Genomic DNA, 20,737 nt, shown 5'->3' on the forward strand with positions numbered 1-20,737 from the left:
CACGCCCCTCGGGCCCGTCCGACGCTCAGGACACCGCGCTGCGCAGCCCCTGCAAGTCGATCTGCTCGGTCTCGTCGTGTTCCGTCAGGTCGATCACCTGGCCGACCCCCCGGGACTCCTCGCCGGCCGGCTTGAAGGCGGCCTCCGCCTCGGCCTTGTGCAGGGCGAGGGCCTCCTGGCCGACCACGTCGGCGAGATCCTCGTTCTGGACGGTCTCCAGGGCGGCGTCGGAAGATCCCGCGCCGTCCGCGCCGTCCCCGGGCTCCTTGGTGCCGAAGAAGTCGAAGCCGCCCTCGACCGACGGACGCCGCGCCGGAGCCGCCGGTACGACGGCCACCGCGGTCGGCACCGTGAAGTGCCCGTCGGCCCGCCGGGTGGACCGGTCGGGCGGCGCGGGCCGATCGTCGGACTGCGTCGCCGGAGCGGCGGGACCAGAGCTCTCGTGCCCGTCGGCCGCCTCGGGCTGCCCCTGCGCCTCGTCCGCCTCGTCCTCCTGGGCCGCCTCGGGCGCCGTCGCGCTCTCGCCACCGCCGCTGCCGCCGTCGTCACCGCCGTCGCCGTCGTCGCCGCCGTCCTCGTCGTCGTCGTCGGAGGAGGAGTCGCCGCCGTCGTCCCGGCCGCCACCGTCCGGGCCGTTCGGCGCGTCCTCGTCGAGGCGCGCGAGGGCCGCGTTGGCCCGGAGGAAGAGCCGCGAGCCCGCGGGCGAGAAGACGGCCGGCGCCTCGTCCTTCTCCGCCTCGCCGGTGTCCTCGGCGGCCGGGACACCGTCCTCGCCGGCCGTCTCCCCGGCCGGTGCCGGTCGTGCCGCCGGCAGCGCGGGCGCCGACGGCACCGCCTCTATCTCCAGCAGGCGGCGGCCCTCCAGTGCCGTGGCACGCTCGGTCTCCGCCGTGGCGTAGCGCCGCAGCAGCGAGGCGTGCTCGTTGCGCAGACCCGCCAGTTCGGTGCGCTTGGCCCGCAGCCGGTGCTCCAGCTTGACGCGCAGTTCGCGCGACTCCTCCAGGTCGGACTCCAGTTCGGCGACCCGTTCCTCGTACCGCCACTCGTCGCTCGCCCGCGCGCGCGTGAGGTCGGCGACGCGCCTGCCCGCCTGTGCGTCCCAGTGCCGCATGACGACCGCGCCGACGACGGCCGTCACCGCGGCGGCGGCGGCCAGCACACGGAGGATCGCGGTCTCGCTGAACACCCAGGGGCCGAGGGCGCAGACGACGGAGACGCCTGCGATCGCCGACGGAGGAAGCAGCCTGTGCAGAGGCGGGGAATGGCGGTGACGTCCACGTGGCATGGCCAGAAACTTACCGCGCGTAGGCGAATCTTGGCGCCCCGCCCCGTAAAAACACGGCTTTCTCCGACGTGTTCACACGGCACCGGGATTCCACAAGCCCGCCGAGGGGCGAATTACCTCAAGATCATTTACGCGGGGCGCCCACCCAGCCGCTGACCGAGCCACTCCAGCGTCGCGGGAATCTCCCGCCGCCAGGTATTGAAGTTGTGCCCGCCGCTTTCCAGGATGATCGAGGAGATCCGGGTCGGCTTCCTGCTCTTGACCCGCTCGATGAACCTGAGCGTGTCCCGGTAGTTCGTCTCGCCCGACCTGCTGCTGGTCACGAGCAGGGAAGTGTCCGGCGCGGGCTTGTTCTTGAGATACCACCACAGATTGGCGTGGTTCTTGCGTTCCTCGTCGCCCTGGAAGAGATCACCGGTGGTGGGGTCGTTCGGCGCGTCGTAGTACGCGGAGAGCCCGGCCCCGGCGCCGAACACCTCCGGATGGTGCACGGCGAGTTTCAGCGCGCAGTATCCGCCCGTCGAGTTGCCGACGACACCCCAGCTCCCCCGCCCTCCGGCCACGCGGTAGTGGCCGCCCACCGCCTCGGGCAGGTCCTTCGCGAAGAACGTCTCCGTCCGGGGGCCGCCCGGCACGTCCACGCATTCCGTGTCCCGGGGCGGCGCGACCGTCGGCCGCAGCATCACCAGGATCATCGGCCGCATCCGGCCGGCCCGGGCCGACTCCCATGCCGTGCGCGGATAGTGGAGCTTGTCCACCAGCGCCTCGGCGGTCCCCGGGTACCCGGTCAGGACGACGGCCGCGGGAAACGTACGGCCGCGGTGCCGGGTCTGGAAGTACTCCGGCGGCAGATACACGTACGCGGGTGTCGCGATCCCCGTCGTACGCCCGACGACCTCGATCTCCTCGATCCGCCCGCCCGTTTCGGGACTCCCCCCTCCCACCTTCGTCACCCGTCTGTCCCCCACCACCCTGAGCGGCCCCGGGGAACCACCGGCCGCGTGGTCCACGACCACCCCCCGGCCGTCCTCCCGGCCGAACAGATCGGCCCAGCTGCCGTAGAACCCGAAGGACTGGTTGGCCACCAGACCGACCGCAGCGAAGACGGCCAACTGGGTCGCCAGCAGCAGGCCCGCGCGCCCCAGCACCGCCCGTATGCCACCCCGGGCCAGCCGCGGCCACAGCCACACCGTGCCGGCGAACAGCAGCACGCCGGCCAGTACCGCCAACGCCAGCACCTTGTCGCTCGTGAGACCCATGCCCTGGTACCTGCCCGCGCTTTCCGTGTGCCCGTCCGGGCATTCCGATCGAGAGGAGTGAACCTCTCCCCCCAAGACACCGTCCTAGAGGGCGCAATGTCGCCGGATGCCCAAAACGGGCCCGGATCCACGGTTACTCGCAGAACAACAGGTGCGATGTCTGTCAGGACAGATGAGGAAATGTCGGGACGGGTTCCGGCAGGACCCACCCGCATACGCCGACTGCCGCGCGGCCCTCGTCCGGAGAACGTGCCCCTCCTCGTCGGCCGCGCCTGTGCGCTCGTCGGCCTGCTGGACATCGCCGCCGGGGTCTTCCCGCGCTTCAGGCACAGCCGGATGCACGCCCTCGCCGAGGTACTGCCGGGCTCGTTCGGCCCGTTCGCCGCCGCCCTCTCCCTCAGCGCCGGCGTCCTGCTGCTCCTCCTCGCCCACGGCCTCAAACGCCGCAAGCGCCGGGCGTGGCGGGCCGCGGTGGCACTCCTCCCGGTGGGTGCCGTCGCCCAGTTCGGCTACCGCCACTCGATCCTCGGCGTACTGATCTCCCTCGCGCTGCTCGCGCCCCTGCTGCGCCACCGCGACCAGTTCGCGGCCCTGCCCGACCCGCGCAGCCGCTGGCGGGCCCTGGCCAACTTCGTCCTCATGGGGGCCGGTTCGCTCGCCCTCGGCCTCCTGATCGTCAACGCCCACCCGCACCGGATGATCGGCGCCCCGAGCCTGGCCGACCGCATCACCCACGTCCTGTACGGCCTGTTCGGCGTGGAGGGCCCGGTCGACTACGCGGGCACCACCTCCTGGACGGTCGCCTTCTCCCTCGGCGCGCTCGGCCTGCTGACCGCGGTGACCACCATCTACCTGGCCTTCCGCCCCGAACACCCGGCGGCGCGCCTCACCGAGGAGGACGAGTCCCGCCTGCGCGCCCTCCTCGCCCGGCACGGCGCCCGCGACTCCCTCGGCCACTTCGCGCTCCGCCGCGACAAGGCGGTGGTCTTCTCCCCCAGCGGCAAGGCGGCGGTCACCTACCGCGTCGTCTCGGGCGTGATGCTGGCCAGTGGCGACCCGATCGGCGACGTCGAGGCGTGGCCGGGCGCGATCGAACGCTTCATGGACGAGGCCCGCGCCCACTCCTGGACACCGGCCGTCATGGGCTGCTCCGAGACCGGCGGTGAGGTGTGGACCCGCGAGACCGGGCTCGACGCGCTGGAACTGGGGGACGAGGCGGTGGTGGACGTCCCGGATTTCTCCCTCGCCGGCCGCGCGATGCGCAACGTACGCCAGATGGTCAAGCGCATCGAGCGGGCCGGTTACGAGACCCGGGTACGGCGCGTGGCTGACCTCCCCGACGCCGAACTGGACCGCGTCCGCCGCGCCGCGGACGCGTGGCGGGGCACCGACACCGAGCGCGGCTTCTCGATGGCCCTGGGCCGGATCGGCGACCCCGCCGACGGCGACTGCCTCATCGCGACCGCGCACAAGCAGGACACCGAGCCCGGCGAGTACGGCGACCTGAAGGCCGTCCTGCACTTCGTCCCGTGGGGCGGCGACGGCATGTCCCTGGACCTCATGCGCCGCGACCGCGCGGCCGACCCCGGCATGAACGAGCTGCTGATCGTGGCCGCGCTCCAGGCGGCGCCGAAGCTGGGCATCGCGCGGGTGTCGCTGAACTTCGCGATGTTCCGCGCGGCGCTCGCGCGCGGCGAGAAGATCGGCGCGGGCCCGGTCCTGCGCGCCTGGCGCGGCCTGCTCGTGTTCCTGTCCCGCTGGTTCCAGATCGAGTCCCTGTACAAGTTCAACGCGAAGTTCCGCCCCCGCTGGGAGCCGCGCTTCGTGGTCTACCGCTCCTCGTCCGACCTCCCCCGCATCGGCTTCGCCGCCATGCAGGCCGAAGGCTTCGTCACCCTCACCCCGCCCCTCCCCCGGTCCCTGCGCCGCCGCGCCAGACCCCGCCGCCCCTGCGCCCACGGGGACCCGCACGTGGCGTGACCGGGGCGGGTGGGTGCGGCGGGCCGGCGCCGGCCGGGACGCCTCCCCGCTCCCGGCCTCGCCCGAGCGGCGAACCCCGACCGCGCGACGCGCACCCCACCGGACCGGCCACCGGCCGCCGCGGGCACCCCACCCAGTGGGCCTACGCTGAACACATGAGCAAGCAGACCGGCCCCCGCCGCCACCACCTGGCGGGCCTCACCGCATGGGACCGCTGCGCGGTCATGGGGGTCGTCAACGTGACCCCCGACTCCTTCTCCGACGGCGGTCGCTTCTTCGACACCACGGCCGCCATCAAGCGCGGCCTCGACCTGGTGGCCCAGGGCGCCGACCTCGTGGACGTCGGCGGCGAGTCCACCCGCCCCGGCGCCACCCGCGTCGACGAGGACGAGGAACTCCGCCGCGTGGTCCCCGTGGTCCGCGGCCTCGCCTCCGAGGGCGTCACGGTCTCCGTCGACACCATGCGCGCCTCGGTCGCCGCCCAGGCCCTCGCCTCCGGCGCCGCCCTCGTCAACGACGTCAGCGGCGGCCTGGCCGACCCCCGGATGATCCCGGTGGTCGCCGACGCCGCCGCCCCCTTCGTCGTCATGCACTGGCGCGGCCTCCTGGAGGCAGGCAACGTCAAGGGCGTCTACGAGGACGTGGTCACCGAGGTCGCCGACGAGCTGCGCGCACGCGTGGAGGCCGTCCTGGAGGGCGGCATCACCCCCGACCGCGTCGTCATCGACCCCGGCCTCGGCTTCTCCAAGAACGCCGAGCACGACCTCGTCCTCCTCGCCCACCTCGACCGCCTCCTCGGCCTCGGCCACCCCCTCCTCGTCGCCGCCTCCCGCAAACGTTTCCTCGGCCGCGTCCTCGCCGACGGCCCCCAGGCCACCCCACCCCCCGCGCGGGAGCGCGACGCGGCCACCGCCGCCGTCTCCGCCCTCGCCGCGCACGCCGGCGCGTGGGCCGTCCGGGTGCACGAGGTCCGCGCCACGGCCGACGCCGTACGGGTCGCCCGCGCCGTCGAAGGAGCCCGGTGAACGCCCCGCACCTCGACGTCGAACAGGTCGAGTCCGCCAACACCGCCTTCTACGAGGCGCTGGAACAGGGCGATTTCGACAAGGTCTCCGCGTTCTGGCTCACCCCGTCCGATCTGGGCGTCGACGAGACGTACCACGACCCGGCCGACGCCGGCGTGGTCTCCTGCGTGCACCCCGGCTGGCCGGTGCTCACCGGCCGCGGCGAGGTCCTGCGCTCCTACGCCCTGATCATGGCGAACACCGACTACATCCAGTTCTTCCTCACCGACGTCCACGTCTCCGTCACCGGCGACACCGCCCTGGTCACCTGCACCGAGAACATCCTCAGCGGCGGCCCCGCCCCCGACGGCGACGAGGAGCTGGGCCCGCTCGTCGGCCAGCTCGTGGTCGCCACGAACACGTTCCGGCGTACGCCGGCCGGCTGGAAACTCTGGTCGCACCACGCCTCCCCCGTACTCGCGGAGACCGACGACGACGAGAGCGAGGACACACCTTCCTGACCGGAAGGACCAAGAACGACAAGAAGTGGTTGGAATCACGGGCCGCCGGGTATGGGCGGCTACCAACCCGTGATCCACCGGGACCGCCAGGGAAAACGCCGGATGAATCCTCCCGGCCCCCGCCCGGTCCCCCACCCCCCGTGGCCCGGCCCTGTCGGTGCTCGCGGGTAGATTCGACTGTGGCCGCCGTACCGCCCGCACGTGGTACGACCGGCCTGGACCGACGACTGCAGGAGTGATTCGCGTGGATCGTGTCGCGCTGCGCGGCCTCAAGGCCCGCGGGCACCACGGTGTGTTCCCCAAGGAACGCGAGGACGGCCAGACCTTCCTCGTCGACCTCGTCCTGGGCCTGGACACCCGGCCGGCCGCGGCCGACGACGACCTGGCGAAGACCGTGCACTACGGCATCGTGGCCGAGGAGGTCGTGGCCGTCGTGGAGGGCGAGCCCGTCAACCTCGTCGAGACGCTCGCCGAGCGCATCGCCCAGGTCTGTCTGAAGCACGACGGGGTGCGGGAGGTCGAGGTCTGCGTCCACAAGCCGGACGCACCGATCACCGTCCCCTTCGACGACGTGACCGTCACCATCATCCGGAGCCGTGTATGAGCGCCCCCTTCGCCCAGGGTTCCAGCGACCCGACCGTACAGCCGGTGCCCGCCTCCGTCATCGAGCAGGTCGACGCCGCGGACACGACGCTGTCCAACCCCAAGCGCGCCGTGATCGCCCTCGGCGCCAACCTGGGCAACCGCCTGGAGACCCTCCAGGGCGCCATCGACGCCCTGGAGGACACCCCCGGCGTGCGCGTCAAAGGGGTGTCGCAGGTGTACGAGACGGAACCGTGGGGCGTCGCCCCCGACAGCCAGCCGTCGTACTTCAACGCGGTCGTGGTCGTGAAGACCACCCTGCCCCCGTCCTCCCTGCTGGAGCGCGCGCACGCGGTCGAGGAGGCCTTCCACCGGGTCCGCGACGAGCACTGGGGCCCGCGCACCCTGGACGTCGACATCGTCGCCTACGCCGAGGTCGTCTCCGACGACCCGCAGCTCACCCTCCCCCACCCGCGCGCCCACGAACGCGCCTTCGTGCTCGCCCCCTGGCTCGACGTGGACCCCGAGGCCCTGCTGCCCGGAAAGGGCACGGTCGCCGACCTCCTGGACACCGTCACCCGCGACGGCGTCGCGCCCCGCGCCGACCTGGAACTCCGGCTGCCCGAGTAGTCGTTAAGGTCGACGAGATCACGACGACCGCTCAGGGACCGAAGGGACACCGGAACACCGTGAAAGAGCTGCGCATCAGGGTGCTGGCCGGCGTGTTCGTCGTCGCCGGTGTCCTGTCCTGGGCCGGCGCCCGCCTGTGGAACTCGGTGGGGACCCTGCCGAGCGTCCCCCTGGCCGCCCCGGTGGTCCTCGCCCTGATCGCGGTGATCCTGCTGGCCACGGCGCTCTCGATCCGCGCCCGGCTGAAGGCCCAGCGGGACCGCGTCCCCGGCGCCAAGGGCGTCGACCCGATGATGGCGGCCCGCGCGGTCGTCTTCGCCCAGGCCAGCGCCCTGGTGGCCGCCCTCGTCGCCGGTATGTACGGCGGCACGGGCGTCTTCCTGCTGGAGTACCTGGACATCCCGGCCCGCCGCGACCAGTCCATCTACGCCGGCCTCTCGGTGGTGGCGGGCATCGGCGTCATAGCGGCCGCGGTCTTCATGGAGCGCGTCTGCAAACTCCCGGACGACGAGGACGACGACCACCCGGGCGCGGCGACAGCGGCGTGACGGGCCTGGCTCACCAGGGCTGACGGACCATGTGTCCGTTGACCAGGAATCCGGGGTGTGGGTCGAGCCGGTAGCCGTAGAGGGTGAACGGCTTGTTCACCGTGGTCCGCGGTCGCACCTCGTGGACCTGGGTCCAGCAGAACTCCCTCAGGTGCAGGGGGTGCTGTTCGGCTCGGAATGTACCTCGCGAAGCCCAACTGTCGACCACCACCAGATGCGATGCGAGTCCATTGGTCCGCGGCGTGAACCGTGCGCCCACCACCTCCGCCAGATCGGTGAGGAAAGGCACGTTCGCACTGACGAGCACACGACCGGACCAAGCCTTGGAACGGCACCCGTCGCCGTCGGTGTAACCGTCCAGAAAGCCTTCGAAGGTGTCCCTGTCCCGGAGGACAACCCTGGGAAAGCGCTGCCGCATGTGGTGCGCGTCGCCGCCGACGTACTGCCTCATCAAGTCGGCGAGGTACGACGACACCACACGCACACGAAAGCCCGGGACGTCCCGCTGGAGGTAGCCAGAAGGTCGCGTCACCTTCTCCAGGCGTGCAGCCAAACCGGTGGCGGCGGAAAGACAGGCCGCGTAGCGCGCGGCGAACCCTTCGTCGTTGACCACCAGGGACACGTAGTTCTTGCCGACGGTCCCGTCCGCGCAGTTGGCCCCGACCAGGTAGCCCAGCTCGTAGCCCGCCCTCACGGTCAACCGCGTGCGGCACAACTTCCGCGCCTGCGTCCAGGCGAGCACAGTCCCCGTGGCATCCCTCGCGTGAACCCACCCGTCGGGCGTCCCCAGCATATGGTCGGGTGCCACCGTGAACATCACGTGATCGGTCACGACGTCCACGACTTCGCGGGCGCGGACCGCAGTCACCGCCGCGACCGTGGTGGGGACCGTACGCTCCCCGTCCAGCGTCCACAGACGGCAGCCCACTCGCACATCCCGCGCCCGCACGCGCCCCTCGACAGCATTCACCGTCTGCTTGCTGGGCAGGCCGTACCCCAACGCCATCCCCCTTGATCAGCGATTGGCTCACTGATCAAGGACGATATCGGGCACCACTGACAATCGGGTCAGCGCGCCAGTATCAGGCCCATGGCCTCGGCTCGGGTCGCGGCGTCCCGGAGCTGACCGCGCACCGCCGACGTCGTGGTCTTGGCACCGGGCTTACGAACCCCGCGTACCGACATGCACATGTGCTCGGCCTCGACGACGACGATGACACCACGGGCCTCCAGAATCTCCATGAGAGAGTCGGCGACTTGCGTGGTGAGTCGTTCCTGCACCTGCAGACGACGGGCGAAAACCTCAACCAGTCGCGCGAGCTTCGACAGGCCGGTGATCTTTCCGCTCTCCGCCGGAATGTACCCGATGTGCGCTACGCCATGAAACGGCAACATGTGATGCTCGCACAGGCTGACGATTTCAATGTCCTTCACCAGGACCATCTCGTCGTGTCCGATGTCGAACGTCGTCGTCAGTACGTCCTCGGGCTCCTGCCCATGCCCGGCCAGGAGCTCCCGGTACGCCCGGGCCACCCGCCCCGGCGTCTCCCGCAGGCCCTCGCGGTCCGGGTCCTCACCGACCGCGATGAGCAGTTCGCGTACGGCGTTCTCGGCCCGCTTCTCGTCGAACTCGCCGATCTCGCCCTCGCCGTCCAACGTCACGGGGTCGGTCATCTGATGCCTCGTTCCTGTGCTGTCCTGCGTCGGCATACGGAAATGCCGCACCCCCCAGGCTAGAACCTGGGGGGCGCGGCATACATTCCGGGCCTGGTGAGGCCGTCGGGGAGTGACCGGGTCAGCTCTCCGGACGGTCCTCCGGGGCGTGTTCCGGTGCCGGGGCGGGCTCCACCGTGGGGCTCTTGGTGGTGGAGATCGCCGCCGTCGCGCCGTTCGCTCCGTTCGTCAGGGCCAGCTCCTTGGGGGAGAGCACCGGCGGACGGGTCGAGGGCGTGCGGCGTGAGGAACCGGTCCAGGCGGGCCGGGCCGGGCGCTTGACGATCTGGGCGAAGACCTCGGCGATCTCCTCCTTGCCCAGCGTCTCCTTCTCCAGCAGGGCGAGGACGAGGTTGTCGAGGACGTCGCGGTTCTCGACCAGGATCTCCCAGGCCTCGTTGTGCGCCGTCTCGATGAGCTTCTTGACCTCTTCGTCGACCAGCGCGGCGACCTCTTCCGAGTAGTCGCGCTGGTGGGCCATCTCACGCCCGAGGAAAGGCTCGCTGTTGTCACCGCCGAACTTGATGGCACCGAGGCGCTCGGTCATGCCGTACTGCGTGACCATGGCACGGGCCACGCTGGTGGCCTTCTCGATGTCGTTGGCGGCGCCCGTCGTCGGGTCGTGGAAGACCAGTTCCTCGGCCGCGCGGCCGCCCAGCATGTAGGCGAGCTGGTCCAGCATCTCGTTGCGCGTGGTCGAGTACTTGTCCTCGTCCGGGAGCACCATCGTGTAACCGAGGGCCCGGCCTCTCGACAGGATCGTGATCTTGTGGACCGGGTCGGAGTTCGGTGAGGCCGCCGCGACCAGGGCGTGACCGCCCTCGTGGTACGCGGTGATCTTCTTCTCCTTGTCCGACATGATCCGGGTCCGCTTCTGCGGGCCCGCGACCACACGGTCGATCGCCTCGTCCAGCATCTGGTTGTCGACCAGCTTCTTGTCGCTGCGGGCCGTCAGCAGGGCGGCCTCGTTCAGCACGTTGGCCAGGTCGGCGCCGGTCATGCCGGGCGTACGGCGGGCGACGGCCGACAGGTCGACGTCGGGCGCGACCGGCTTGCCCTTCTGGTGGACCTTGAGGATCTCAAGGCGGCCCTGCATGTCCGGGCGGTCGACGGCGATCTGCCGGTCGAAGCGGCCGGGGCGCAGCAGCGCCGGGTCGAGGATGTCGGGCCGGTTGGTGGCGGCGATGAGGATCACGCCGCCCTTCACGTCGAAGCCGTCCATCTCGACGAGGAGCTGGTTCAGGGTCTGCTCGCGCTCGTCGTGGCCACCGCCGAGGCCGGCGCCGCGGTGGCGGCCGACCGCGTCGATCTCGTCGACGAAGACGATCGCCGGAGCGTTCGCCTTGGCCTGCTCGAACAGGTCACGGACTCGGGAGGCACCGACACCGACGAACATCTCGACGAAGTCGGACCCGGAGATCGAGTAGAACGGCACGCCCGCCTCGCCCGCGACGGCGCGCGCGAGCAGGGTCTTGCCGGTGCCGGGCGGGCCGTACAGCAGCACGCCCTTGGGGATCTTGGCGCCGACGGCCTGGAACTTGGCCGGCTCCTGGAGGAACTCCTTGATCTCGTGGAGCTCCTCGACGGCCTCGTCCGAGCCGGCGACGTCGGAGAACGTCGTCTTGGGGGTGTCCTTGGTGATGAGCTTGGCCTTGGACTTGCCGAAGTTCATCACGCGGCTGCCGCCGCCCTGCATCTGATTCATCAGGAACAGGAAGACGACCACGATCAGGACGAACGGGAGCAGGGAGAGCAGAATGCCGACGAACGGGTTCTGCTTCGACGGCGACACCGTGTAGCCGTCGGAGATCTGCTTGTCCTGGTACTTGTTCTGCAGGGTGTTGGCGAGGGTGACGCCCTGGTCGCCGATGTAGCTCGCCTGGATCTTGGAGCTGCCCTCGACCTTTTCGCCGTCCTTGAGCTGGACCTTGATGGTCTGCTCGTCACCGGTGGTCAGCTTGGCCGACTCGACCCTGTTGTCGTTGATCGCCTGGACGACCTGGCCCGTGTCCACCGTCTTGTAGCCGCCGGACGAGCCAACGACCTGCATCAACACGACCACGGCAAGGACGGCCAGCACGATCCACATGATTGGCCCACGGAAGTATCGCTTCACGTCCATCCACACGGAGCGGTGTCGCCCCGTCCCTCCTGCCATAGTGAGTTTGATAAGACAGTTCTTCTGACGGTACCCCAGCGCGGCGGCGCTCAGCCGCACGGGAGTGCTGGCGTCCCGTCTGCATGCTCCAACGGCGCGGAGGCCTCCGGGGTTCCCGGTAGCCCCCAATCGCCGTGCTGCCCGCCGCTGGGGCGGGTCAGCCGCCGTAGACGTGGGGCGCGAGCGTACCGACGAACGGCAGGTTGCGGTACTTCTCGGCGTAATCGAGGCCATATCCCACGACGAACTCGTTGGGGATGTCGAAGCCGACCCATTCCACGTCGATGGCGACCTTCGCCGCGTCGGGCTTGCGCAGCAGCGTGCACACCTTGAGGGAGGCGGGCTCGCGCGAGCCGAGGTTGGAGATCAGCCAGGACAGGGTCAGGCCGGAGTCGATGATGTCCTCGACGATCAGGACGTGCCTGCCCTGGATGTCGGTGTCGAGGTCCTTGAGGATCCGCACCACGCCGGAGGACTGGGTGCCCGCGCCGTACGACGACACCGCCATCCAGTCCATGGTGACGGGGGAGGACAGCGAGCGGGCGAGGTCGGCCATGACCATCACGGCGCCCTTGAGCACGCCGACGATGAGCAGGTCCTTGCCCGCGTACTCCGCGTCGATCTTCTCCGCCAGCTCGGCCAGCTTGGCGTCGATCTCTTCCTTGGTGATGAGTACCTTCTCGAGGTCGGCACCCATGTCGTTCGCGTCCACCCGCATCACTTTCGGTCGTCCCACCGGCCGTATTCAGCCTTGCCGAATCACCAGTCTGCCACCCTGCCGCTGGGCGACCACTTTGCCGGGGAGGTTGATGGCCCCCTGACCGCGCCAGCCGGTGATCAGCCGGTCGACTTCCTCGATGTGGCGGGCGAACAGGGCACCGGCGGGGGCACCGGCCGCGATGGCGGCGCGGCGCAGGATCCGGCGGCGTACGGCGGGCGGCAGGGCGTAGAGCTTGGCGCACTCCAGCACGCCCGTGGCGTCGCGGACGCCCTCCTCGGCCTGGCGGGCCCAGGTGTCGAGGGCGTCGGCGTCGTCCCGGGAGAGCTGGGCGGTGCGGGCGAGGGCCTCGACGACGCCCTTGCCGAGGGCCTTCTCCAGGGCGGGCAGCCCCTCGTGGCGCAGTCGGGAGCGGGTGTACGCCGGGTCGGCGTTGTGCGGGTCGTCCCAGACCGGCAGGGACTGGACCATGCAGGCCTTGCGGGCGGTCTGCCGGTCGACCTGGAGGAAGGGGCGCCGGTAACGGCCGCCGGCCCCCGAGACCGCGGCCATGCCCGACAGGGAGCGGATGCCGGAGCCGCGGGCGAGGCCCAGCAGGACGGTCTCGGCCTGGTCGTCGCGGGTGTGGCCGAGCAGGACGGCGGCGGCGCCGTGGCGGGCCGCGGCGGCGTCCAGGGCGGCGTAGCGGGCGTCGCGGGCGGCGGCTTCGGGGCCGCCGGCGCGGCCGACGCTGACGGCGGTGGCCTCGACGGGGTCCAGGCCCAGTTCGCGCAGGCGCAGGACGACCTCTTCGGCGCGCAGGTCGGAGCCGTTCTGCAGGCCGTGGTCGACGGTGACGCCGCCGGCCCGGATGCCGAGCCGGGGGGCTTCGAAGGCGAGGGCGGAGGCGAGCGCCATGGAGTCGGCGCCGCCGGAGCAGGCCACGAGCACGAGGGGTGACGGCGGCCGCTCGGGTGTCGGTCCGACGGCCGTCGCGGCGGGGACGCCGGCCGTGGTGTTCAGTTCGGTGAGGATGTCGTGGAGGACGCGGCGGACCGCCAGGCGTATCGCCGCGACCGCAGGATGGGGACCCATGTCCGGTGCCCTTCATGAAGTTTTCGGGGGGTGAGCCCGGGGTTCTGTCACGCAGAGTGTGTAGATGGTGACAGAAACGGGCCGTTCCCCGAGCATCGCACGCCTGTCGAGGGCTCACGGTCCCTCGGACGGGTGATTGCGGGGTCGTTCGCCTGCCGTCGGCCGGAATCGTTCACGCCGCTTGAGGGGGGCTCACGACTCCGGCTTGCGGTGCACCCGCGCGATCCAGTCCGCCGGTTTGGCGATCTCCGACTTGGTGGGGAGGGTGTTGGGCGACGTCCAGACGCGGTTGAAGCCGTCCATTCCGCACTCGTCGACGACGGCCCGCACGAAGCGCTCGCCGTCCCGGTACTGGCGGAGTTTGGCGTCCAGGCCGAGCAGCTTGCGCAGCGCCAGGTCGAGGCGGGAGGCGCCCTTGGCGCGGCGCTGCTGGAACTTCTCGCGGATCTCCGCGACGCTCGGCACGACCGCCGGGCCGACCCCGTCCATCACGAAGTCGGCGTGGCCCTCCAGCAGGGACATCACGGCGGTGAGGCGGCCGAGGACCTCGCGCTGGGCCGGGGTCTGCACCAGCTCCACCAGCGAGCGGCCACCGTCGTCCTCCTCCCCCTCGGGGCGGCCCCCGGCGAGGGTCTGGGCGGCCTCGCGGACCCGCTCCAGGACGGTCATGGGGTCGACATCGGTCTCCGCCAGGAACGACTGGATTTCGCCCTCCAGGTGGTCGCGCAGCCAGGGCACGGCCGTGAACTGGGTGCGGTGCGTCTCCTCGTGCAGGCACACCCACAGGCGGAAGTCGTGCGGGTGGACGTCGAGTTCGCGTTCGACGTGGACGATGTTCGGCGCGACCAGGAGCAGCCGGCCGCCGCCGTCGGCTCCGGCGGGCAGTTCCCGGGTGGCGGGGGCGAAGGTCTCGTACTGGCCGAGGACGCGGGAGGACAGGAACGACAGCAGCATGCCCAGTTCCACACCGGTGACCTTGCCGCCGACGGCGCCGAGGACCGCGTTGCCGGCGCCGTCGCCGCGCCGCTCCTGCAGCTTCTCCAGGAGGGGTTTGAGGATCTCCCGGAACCCGGCGACGTTCGCCCGGACCCAGCCGGGGCGGTCGACGACCAGGACGGGGGTGTCGTGGATCTCCTCGGTGGCCATACGGGTGTAGCCCCGGACGTGTTCCTCGGAGGCCTTGGCATGGCGGCGGAGTTCCGCGACGACCGCCCTGGCCTCGTCGCGGCTCACCTCGGGGCCCGGCCGTACGAGCCGGGTCGCGGTCGCCACCGCGAGGTTCCAGTCGACCATGCCGGAATTTGCGCCGATGCTCGTCATGCGTCAACGGTACGGGAGCGCCGCCGTCGGGGGCAGGCTGTGCGGGGCGCAGGGGTGGGGCGCCGCGCGCGGCCCAGCACGAAAGCCCCGCACGGGCGCCCAGCGCTGGGCCCGGCGGAGCCCGGCGCGGCAGCCCGGCCCAGCGCAGGAGCCCGGCACGGGAGCCCGGGGAGCCCGGCGCGGCAGCCCGGCCCAGCGCAGGAGCCCGGCGCGGGGCCCGGTCACCCGCAGCCGCAGGACGCCAGGCCCGTCGCCGCCCGGTCCAGGGTCGACTGGGCCGCCGCGGGGTCGGACGTCCCGTGCGCCATGAAGGCGAAGCCCAGCAGGCGGCCGTCGGCGGTGACGACGGTGCCGGCGAGGGTGTTCACGCCCGTCAGGGTGCCCGTCTTGGCGCGGACGAGGCCCGCTGCGCCGTCCGAGTAACGACTGGTCAGGGTGCCGGTGAAGCCGGCCACGGGGAGGCCGGTGAGGACCGGGCGGAGCTGGGGCCGGGCCGGGTCGGCCGCCTCGGCCAGCAGGGCGGTGAGCAGGTCGGCGCTGACCAGGCCGGTGCGGTCCAGGCCGCTGCCGTCGCGGAGCGCGGCGCCGTCCACCGGCAGGCCGAGCCGCTTCAGCCGGTCCTTCATGGCGGCGGACGCCCCGTCGAAGTCTGCGGGCCTGCCGTCGGCCACGGCGGTGTGGCGGGCCAGGGCCTCGGCGAGGTCGTTGTCGCTGTTCGTCAGCATCCGCTCGACCAGGACGGACAGCGGCGGCGAGGACACCGTGGCGAGGGTGTCGGCGCGGTCGGTGGCCTTGGACGGGCCGGGGGCCGACGCGGTGATGCCGTGCTGCTTCAGGAAACCGGCGAAGGCGCGGGCCGCGTGGGCGGCCGGGTCGGTTTCGCGCTCGACGGGTCCGCTGGTGGAGTCGTCCGTCCGGGCCTCGTCGGCCATCAGCGCGGTGACGCGGGCGAGGTTCTCGTTGACCCCGATCGGGTGCATTCCGTCACCGGCGTAGAGCGTCGTGTCGTACGACAGCGTCACCTTGCGCAGGTCCCGCTTCTTCAGGGCGGCTGCGGTCTTCTCGGCCAGGGTGCGCAGGCTCGCGAGGCCCTTGGCGTCCGCACGCGCGGTGAGCGTCGGGTCGCCGCCGCCGACCAGGACGACTTCGCCGGTGTCGGCCTCCAGGGCGGTGCGGGTGGTGAGGCGGTGGTCGGGGCCGAGGGCGGTGAGCGCGGCGACCGCGGTGGCGATCTTGGTGGTGGAGGCGGGCGTGAGGGGCTCGTCGCCGCCGAGACCGTACAGGCGCTTGCCGGTGGTGAGGTCGACGACCGACGCGGCGCGGTCGGTGCCGAGCGCCGGGTCGTCCAGGAGCGGCCCGAGGAGGTCCGCGAGGGCCTCGCCGCCCGGGGCCGCCTTGACGCCGCCCGGGGTGGTGGCGCCGCCGAGGCCGGCCAGCACGGCACCGGCGCTGGGCGCGGGACGGGGCGTCCCGGCCGCGGTGCCAAAGCCGCCGGACCCGCGATCGTGATCTGCGCCACCCGTGTGCTCCAGTGCGACGGCCCGGTCCCGCTCGGCCGTACGCTGACCCGTGGAGTCCCAGGGGCCGGCGGCGGTCACCACACCGGCGGCGAGAGCCAGCCCGGCGGTGGCGGCGCCGGCGGTGTACTGCCAGGTCTTCGGCCGCGTGATCCGGGCGGGCCGCGGTCCCGTGGCCCGCCCGAACCGCGCGATCCGCGGTCCGGCGGCCCGGCCGAGGCGCGCCAGACGGGGTCGTACGGCGCCCGCGGCCCGCACCAGGTGCGGCCTCGCGGACCGCCAAGGCCTCAGCTCTGGCACCATCACCAGCCCCTTTCGCGATCACACACCGGCGTGAGGGACACTTAACCACCAGAACTATGTACTGATCATGGAGGAGCGTCCGGTGGAGTTCGACGTCACGATCGAGATCCCGAAGGGTTCGCGGAACAAGTACGAGGTGGACCACGAGACCGGTCGTATCCGCCTGGACCGCCGCCTCTTCACCTCGACCGCCTACCCGACCGACTACGGCTTCGTGGAGAACACCCTCGGCGAGGACGGCGACCCGCTGGACGCGCTGGTCATCCTGGACGAGCCGACCTTCCCGGGCTGCCTCATCCGCTGCCGCGCGATCGGCATGTTCCGGATGACGGACGAGGCCGGCGGCGACGACAAGCTGCTGTGCGTGCCGTCGACCGACCCGCGCGTGGAGCACCTGCGGGACATCCACCACGTGTCGGAGTTCGACCGCCTGGAGATCCAGCACTTCTTCGAGGTCTACAAGGACCTGGAGCCCGGCAAGTCCGTCGAGGGCGCCAACTGGGTGGGACGCACGGACGCGGAGATCGAGATCGAGCGGTCCTACAAGCGCTTCAAGGAGCAGGGCGGCCACTGACCAGCCACTCTCCCGCAACGGGCCGCACGCCACCCGCGTGCGGCCCGTTCGCGTTTGGGTGCGCATACTGAGGTCAACAGGAGGGTGAGTTCGTACCAGGGTTCGTATCAGGGAGCGTTGCACAGGTGACGGAGGCGGAGGACCGCAAGCCGCAGTCGGACGAGGCCCACAGCGCCTTCCGGCAGCCGGGCGGGATCACTGCGTCGATCGACGACGAGTCGTCGACGACGTCCGAGTTCGAGATCCCGCAGGGACTGGCCGTCCCGCGGCACACCGGAACGGAGTCCGAGACGACCTCGGAGTTCTCGCTGCCGGACGGCCTGGAGGCGCCCACGGCCCCGCCCGCGGACGCCGAGGGGTCGGCGTTCACGATCCCGAGCACGTACCACGCGTGGACCGCGCCGGCCGCGTTCACCCCGGCCAGCGGGTTCCCCGCGGTGCACCTGACGGACGTGCCCTGGCAGGACCGGATGCGGGCCATGCTGCGCATGCCGGTGGCCGAGCGGCCCGCGCCCGAGCCGTCGCAGAAGCACGACGACGAGACCGGCCCCGCCGTGCCGCGCGTCCTCGACCTGACGCTGCGTATCGGGGAGCTGCTGCTGGCGGGCGGTGAGGGCGCCGAGGACGTGGAGGCGGCGATGTTCGCCGTCTGCCGGTCCTACGGCCTGGACCGCTGCGAGCCGAACGTCACCTTCACCCTGCTGTCGATCTCCCACCAGCCGTCCCTGGTCGAGGACCCGGTGACGGCGTCGCGGACGGTACGCCGCCGCGGCACCGACTACACGCGGCTCGCGGCCGTGTTCCAGCTGGTGGACGATCTCAGCGACCCGGAGACGCACATCTCCCTGGAGGAGGCCTACCGGCGCCTCGCGGAGATCCGGCGCAACCGGCACCCGTACCCGACCTGGGTGCTGACCACGGCCAGCGGCCTGCTCGCGGGCTCGGCTTCGGTGCTCGTCGGCGGTGGTCTGACCGTGTTCGTCGCGGCCATGCTGGGTTCCATGCTCGGCGACCGGCTGGCCTGGCTGTGTGCCGGGCGCGGGCTGCCGGAGTTCTACCAGTTCGCGGTCGCCGCGATGCCGCCGGCCGCGATAGGGATCATGCTCACGCTGATCCACGTCGACGTGAAGGCGTCTGCGGTCATCACCGGTGGCCTCTTCGCGCTGCTGCCCGGGCGGGCGCTGGTCGCCGGGGTGCAGGACGGTCTGACCGGCTTCTACATCACCGCCGCGGCGCGCCTGCTGGAGGTCATGTACTTCTTCGTCAGCATCGTCGCCGGGGTGCTGGTGGTGCTGTACTTCGGCGTCCAGCTGGGCGCCGAGCTCAATCCGGACGCCCAGCTGGGCACCGGCGACGAGCCGGCCGTGCAGATCGGCGCGGCGATGATGCTGTCGCTCGCCTTCGCGATCCTGCTCCAGCAGGAACGATCCACCGTGCTGGCGGTGACCCTGAACGGTGGGGTCGCCTGGAGCGTGTACGGCGCCATGCACGTCGTCGGCGGCATCTCGCCGGTGGCCTCCACGGCCGCGGCGGCGGGGCTGGTGGGCCTGTTCGGGCAGCTGATGTCCCGGTACCGGTTCGCGTCGGCGCTGCCGTACACGACCGCGGCGATCGGGCCGCTGCTGCCCGGTTCGGCCACGTACTTCGGGCTGCTGGGCATCGCGCAGAGCGAGGTCGACCAGGGGCTGGTGTACCTGTCGACGGCGGTGGCCCTCGCCATGGCCATCGCCATCGGGGTGAACCTCGGTGGCGAGATCTCGCGGCTGTTCCTGCGGGTGCCCGGAGCGGCGAGTGCCGCGGGACGCCGGGCGGCCAAGCGGACGCGGGGGTTCTGACGCAGGGCGCCCGTGGGCGCGGGTGCGTGGTGGTGGCTCGCGCCCACGCGGCGGAGCCGCACATCGGTACGGCCCCGCGCCCCCGGGTGGGTTCAGCGGCCCTGGTTGTACGGGTACTGGTCGTTGTAGTTCTGCGGGTACTGCTGCGCGTACGGCTGCTGGGGCTGCTGCTGCGTGTACGGCTGCTGGGGCTGCTGCCCGCCGTAGGACTGCTGCGGCTGCTGGTACGGGTCGACGCGGCGGAGCTGGGTCGTGGCGTCGTCCATGACCGGGTACTGCGGCTGCTGGTGCTGCTGGTGGGGTGCCGCCGGGGCGGCGGCGGCCGCGCGCTTCTTCTTCTTGCGTTCGCGCAGGTACTCGATGGCGATCGGGACGACCGAGACGACGACGATCAGGACGAGGATCGGTTCGACGTTGGTGCGGATGAACTCGATCTGGCCGAGCCAGTAGCCCGCGAGGGTGACGCCGGTGCCCCAGGCCACGCCACCGATGATGTTGTACGTGAGGAACGTGCGGTACTTCATGCGGCCGGCGCCCGCCACGATGGGCGCGAAGGTGCGCACGATCGGCACGAAGCGGGCCAGGACGATCGCCTTGGGGCCGTACTTCTCCATGAACTCGTGCGCCTTCTCCAGGTTCTCCTGTTTGAAGAGCTTGGAGTTGGGCCGGTTGAAGAGCTTGGGGCCGAGGAACTTGCCGATCATGTAACCGACCTGGTCGCCGATGACGGCGGCCAGCACGATCAGGAGGCACACCAGCCACAGCGGCTGGCTGATGTACTCGCCCTGCGCGACGAAGAGACCCGCGGTGAACAGCAGCGAGTCTCCGGGCAGGAACGCGAAGAGTCCGGACTCGGCGAAGACGATGAGCAGGATGCCCGGCAGGGCGAACGTCTCGATCAGGTAGTCCGGGCTCAGCCACTCGGGGCCGAGCGCAAGCGTGGTCACGGGATTGTGGCTCCTGCACTGGGGGGGGGGAGGCGGGCTGGGGCTTGGCTGCGCCAAACGTATCAACGCCGCCGGGGCGGTCCAGGTTCCACGGACGACCCCGGAGTGCGCTGTGACTCGGCCCGTGGAATGCCGTGAACCATGCCCTCGAAGAATACGGCGGCCGTCAGGCCGTCGAACGCCCTGCGGAGGCGGCGAGTTGATCTCGTCACGGCCAGATGAAAGTGTTCTTCCATCTTGCATATCGCCTTCACAACCCATGGAGATCTGTCATGAGCATGCTCAGTTTGGCCGGAAAGTCGTGCGCCGTCCTTGCCCTGGCCTCCGCGGCCACGATGCTGACGCCGGCCGCGCCCGCCTCCGCCACGGACTGGGACCGGAGCTGCTACAGCATCTCGACGCCCTACAAGGGCATCAGCGAGGTCATGGGCACGGTCAGCAAGACCAGCAGCAACTGTGAGGACGCCACGATCGGCCTCCTGCGCCACCGCTGGTACGGCTGGGAGGAGCTGGACTGGGCCACGCTCGAGAGCGGCTCTGCGACAACGTGGTGGACCTGCACGGGTTCCGGCACCTACACCTACAAGGTCGCCGTGGGCGTCGACTACGGCGTCGCGCAGTACGAGAGCGCCGAGCGCCGCATCACCTGCTGAGACGGACTCGGGCGGCGGTGGTCGTGGGCCCGGGGGGGGGCCCCGGGCCCCGCCCCCCCCCCGGGGGGGGGGCCGGCCGCGGTGGGGGCGAAGCGCGGGCGCCAGGAGGGCGGGCG

General features: G+C 71.5%; 19 protein-coding genes. 9 read left to right on the forward strand and 10 right to left on the reverse strand.

What is annotated here, in order from left to right; genetic code table 11:
* Positions 1-25: 25 nt before the first annotated feature.
* Together ACFW01_RS16115 and ACFW01_RS16120 are read right to left on the reverse strand one after the other, a co-directional pair.
* Positions 26-1,285 carry a hypothetical protein gene (locus ACFW01_RS16115; protein WP_384504111.1) on the reverse strand — a complete coding sequence of 420 codons (1,260 nt, stop codon included), beginning with the start codon at positions 1,283-1,285 and terminating at the stop codon, positions 26-28.
* 128 nt (positions 1,286-1,413) lie between these two features.
* A complete protein-coding gene (locus ACFW01_RS16120) occupies positions 1,414-2,544 on the reverse strand; it encodes an alpha/beta hydrolase (RefSeq protein ID WP_384504113.1) in 1,131 nt (376 codons plus the stop codon).
* Positions 2,545-2,724: 180 nt separating this feature from the next.
* Here ACFW01_RS16120 and ACFW01_RS16125 point away from each other — a divergent pair, with 180 nt between their 5' ends.
* From ACFW01_RS16125 to ACFW01_RS16150, 6 genes are all read left to right on the forward strand, one after another.
* Complete coding sequence (locus ACFW01_RS16125) at positions 2,725-4,524, forward strand: phosphatidylglycerol lysyltransferase domain-containing protein (RefSeq protein WP_384504115.1); 1,800 nt, start codon at positions 2,725-2,727, stop codon at positions 4,522-4,524.
* Positions 4,525-4,679: 155 nt separating this feature from the next.
* Positions 4,680-5,549, forward strand: a complete 870-nt coding sequence (gene folP, locus ACFW01_RS16130) for a dihydropteroate synthase (protein ID WP_234959475.1) — start codon at positions 4,680-4,682, stop codon at positions 5,547-5,549.
* Positions 5,546-6,049, forward strand: coding sequence for a nuclear transport factor 2 family protein (locus tag ACFW01_RS16135; protein WP_122616847.1), 504 nt, complete (start codon positions 5,546-5,548; stop codon positions 6,047-6,049). Before folP ends, ACFW01_RS16135 begins: the two co-directional genes overlap by 4 nt.
* Before the next feature lie 244 nt (positions 6,050-6,293).
* Positions 6,294-6,653, forward strand: coding sequence for a dihydroneopterin aldolase (gene folB, locus ACFW01_RS16140; protein ID WP_161326150.1), 360 nt, complete (start codon positions 6,294-6,296; stop codon positions 6,651-6,653).
* Positions 6,650-7,261 carry a 2-amino-4-hydroxy-6-hydroxymethyldihydropteridine diphosphokinase gene (gene folK, locus ACFW01_RS16145; protein WP_234959474.1) on the forward strand — a complete coding sequence of 204 codons (612 nt, stop codon included), beginning with the start codon at positions 6,650-6,652 and terminating at the stop codon, positions 7,259-7,261. The genes folB and folK overlap by 4 nt, the downstream gene beginning before the upstream one ends.
* A 59-nt stretch (positions 7,262-7,320) precedes the next feature.
* Positions 7,321-7,809 carry a DUF3180 domain-containing protein gene (locus ACFW01_RS16150; RefSeq protein WP_161326148.1) on the forward strand — a complete coding sequence of 163 codons (489 nt, stop codon included), beginning with the start codon at positions 7,321-7,323 and terminating at the stop codon, positions 7,807-7,809.
* 10 nt (positions 7,810-7,819) lie between these two features.
* Here the strand turns inward: ACFW01_RS16150 and ACFW01_RS16155 are convergent, their stop codons facing one another.
* The 7 genes from ACFW01_RS16155 to dacB form a co-directional block, all read right to left on the reverse strand.
* Positions 7,820-8,809 (reverse strand): hypothetical protein, encoded by a 990-nt coding sequence (locus ACFW01_RS16155; RefSeq protein WP_234959473.1) that lies wholly within the window; start codon positions 8,807-8,809, stop codon positions 7,820-7,822.
* A 68-nt stretch (positions 8,810-8,877) separates the two neighbouring features.
* Entirely contained in the window at positions 8,878-9,483 is a 606-nt protein-coding gene (gene folE, locus ACFW01_RS16160) for a GTP cyclohydrolase I FolE (protein ID WP_125495370.1), read from the reverse strand.
* Between the two features lie 121 nt (positions 9,484-9,604).
* Positions 9,605-11,644: an ATP-dependent zinc metalloprotease FtsH gene (gene ftsH, locus ACFW01_RS16165; RefSeq protein WP_122616842.1), complete on the reverse strand. Its 2,040-nt coding sequence runs from the start codon at positions 11,642-11,644 to the stop codon at positions 9,605-9,607.
* Positions 11,645-11,837: 193 nt separating this feature from the next.
* Entirely contained in the window at positions 11,838-12,398 is a 561-nt protein-coding gene (gene hpt / locus ACFW01_RS16170; RefSeq protein ID WP_161326166.1) for a hypoxanthine phosphoribosyltransferase, read from the reverse strand.
* Between the two features lie 27 nt (positions 12,399-12,425).
* Positions 12,426-13,472, reverse strand: a complete 1,047-nt coding sequence (tilS, locus tag ACFW01_RS16175; protein ID WP_384504119.1) for a tRNA lysidine(34) synthetase TilS — start codon at positions 13,470-13,472, stop codon at positions 12,426-12,428.
* Between the two features lie 192 nt (positions 13,473-13,664).
* Entirely contained in the window at positions 13,665-14,792 is a 1,128-nt protein-coding gene (locus ACFW01_RS16180) for a zinc-dependent metalloprotease (protein ID WP_161326145.1), read from the reverse strand.
* Positions 14,793-15,013: 221 nt separating this feature from the next.
* Positions 15,014-16,612 (reverse strand): D-alanyl-D-alanine carboxypeptidase/D-alanyl-D-alanine-endopeptidase, encoded by a 1,599-nt coding sequence (gene dacB, locus ACFW01_RS16185; RefSeq protein ID WP_384504121.1) that lies wholly within the window; start codon positions 16,610-16,612, stop codon positions 15,014-15,016.
* Positions 16,613-16,694: 82 nt separating this feature from the next.
* Between dacB and ACFW01_RS16190 the strand changes: the two genes are divergently transcribed.
* Together ACFW01_RS16190 and ACFW01_RS16195 are read left to right on the forward strand one after the other, a co-directional pair.
* The gene (locus ACFW01_RS16190) at positions 16,695-17,186 is read left to right on the forward strand and encodes an inorganic diphosphatase (RefSeq protein WP_064731883.1); all 492 of its coding nucleotides are present in this window, start codon (positions 16,695-16,697) and stop codon (positions 17,184-17,186) included.
* Positions 17,187-17,311: 125 nt separating this feature from the next.
* The gene (locus ACFW01_RS16195) at positions 17,312-19,021 is read left to right on the forward strand and encodes a threonine/serine exporter family protein (RefSeq protein ID WP_234959470.1); all 1,710 of its coding nucleotides are present in this window, start codon (positions 17,312-17,314) and stop codon (positions 19,019-19,021) included.
* Positions 19,022-19,113: 92 nt separating this feature from the next.
* Here the strand turns inward: ACFW01_RS16195 and ACFW01_RS16200 are convergent, their stop codons facing one another.
* Positions 19,114-19,968 (reverse strand): DedA family protein, encoded by an 855-nt coding sequence (locus ACFW01_RS16200; protein WP_384504124.1) that lies wholly within the window; start codon positions 19,966-19,968, stop codon positions 19,114-19,116.
* 272 nt (positions 19,969-20,240) lie between these two features.
* On the opposite strand from ACFW01_RS16200, the gene ACFW01_RS16205 reads away from it, so the two are divergent.
* Positions 20,241-20,621, forward strand: coding sequence for a hypothetical protein (locus ACFW01_RS16205; RefSeq protein ID WP_384504126.1), 381 nt, complete (start codon positions 20,241-20,243; stop codon positions 20,619-20,621).
* Positions 20,622-20,737: the final 116 nt, after the last annotated feature.

The organism is Streptomyces sp. NPDC058985 (assembly GCF_042740985.1).
Taxonomy (GTDB): domain Bacteria; phylum Actinomycetota; class Actinomycetes; order Streptomycetales; family Streptomycetaceae; genus Streptomyces.

Bases quoted from the DNA above. Each gene is read 5' to 3' on its own strand.
- ACFW01_RS16115 (WP_384504111.1), bottom strand. From the start codon at position 1,285: ATGCCACGTGGACGTCACCGCCATTCCCCGCCTCTGCACAGGCTGCTT.
- hpt (WP_161326166.1), bottom strand. From the start codon at position 12,398: ATGCGGGTGGACGCGAACGACATGGGTGCCGACCTCGAGAAGGTACTC.
- ACFW01_RS16180 (WP_161326145.1), bottom strand. From the start codon at position 14,792: ATGACGAGCATCGGCGCAAATTCCGGCATGGTCGACTGGAACCTCGCG.
- folE (WP_125495370.1), bottom strand. From the start codon at position 9,483: ATGACCGACCCCGTGACGTTGGACGGCGAGGGCGAGATCGGCGAGTTC.
- ACFW01_RS16205 (WP_384504126.1), top strand. From the start codon at position 20,241: ATGAGCATGCTCAGTTTGGCCGGAAAGTCGTGCGCCGTCCTTGCCCTG.
- ftsH (WP_122616842.1), bottom strand. From the start codon at position 11,644: ATGGACGTGAAGCGATACTTCCGTGGGCCAATCATGTGGATCGTGCTG.
- folP (WP_234959475.1), top strand. From the start codon at position 4,680: ATGAGCAAGCAGACCGGCCCCCGCCGCCACCACCTGGCGGGCCTCACC.
- ACFW01_RS16125 (WP_384504115.1), top strand. From the start codon at position 2,725: ATGTCGGGACGGGTTCCGGCAGGACCCACCCGCATACGCCGACTGCCG.
- ACFW01_RS16120 (WP_384504113.1), bottom strand. From the start codon at position 2,544: ATGGGTCTCACGAGCGACAAGGTGCTGGCGTTGGCGGTACTGGCCGGC.
- tilS (WP_384504119.1), bottom strand. From the start codon at position 13,472: ATGGGTCCCCATCCTGCGGTCGCGGCGATACGCCTGGCGGTCCGCCGC.
- folK (WP_234959474.1), top strand. From the start codon at position 6,650: ATGAGCGCCCCCTTCGCCCAGGGTTCCAGCGACCCGACCGTACAGCCG.
- dacB (WP_384504121.1), bottom strand. From the start codon at position 16,612: ATGGTGCCAGAGCTGAGGCCTTGGCGGTCCGCGAGGCCGCACCTGGTG.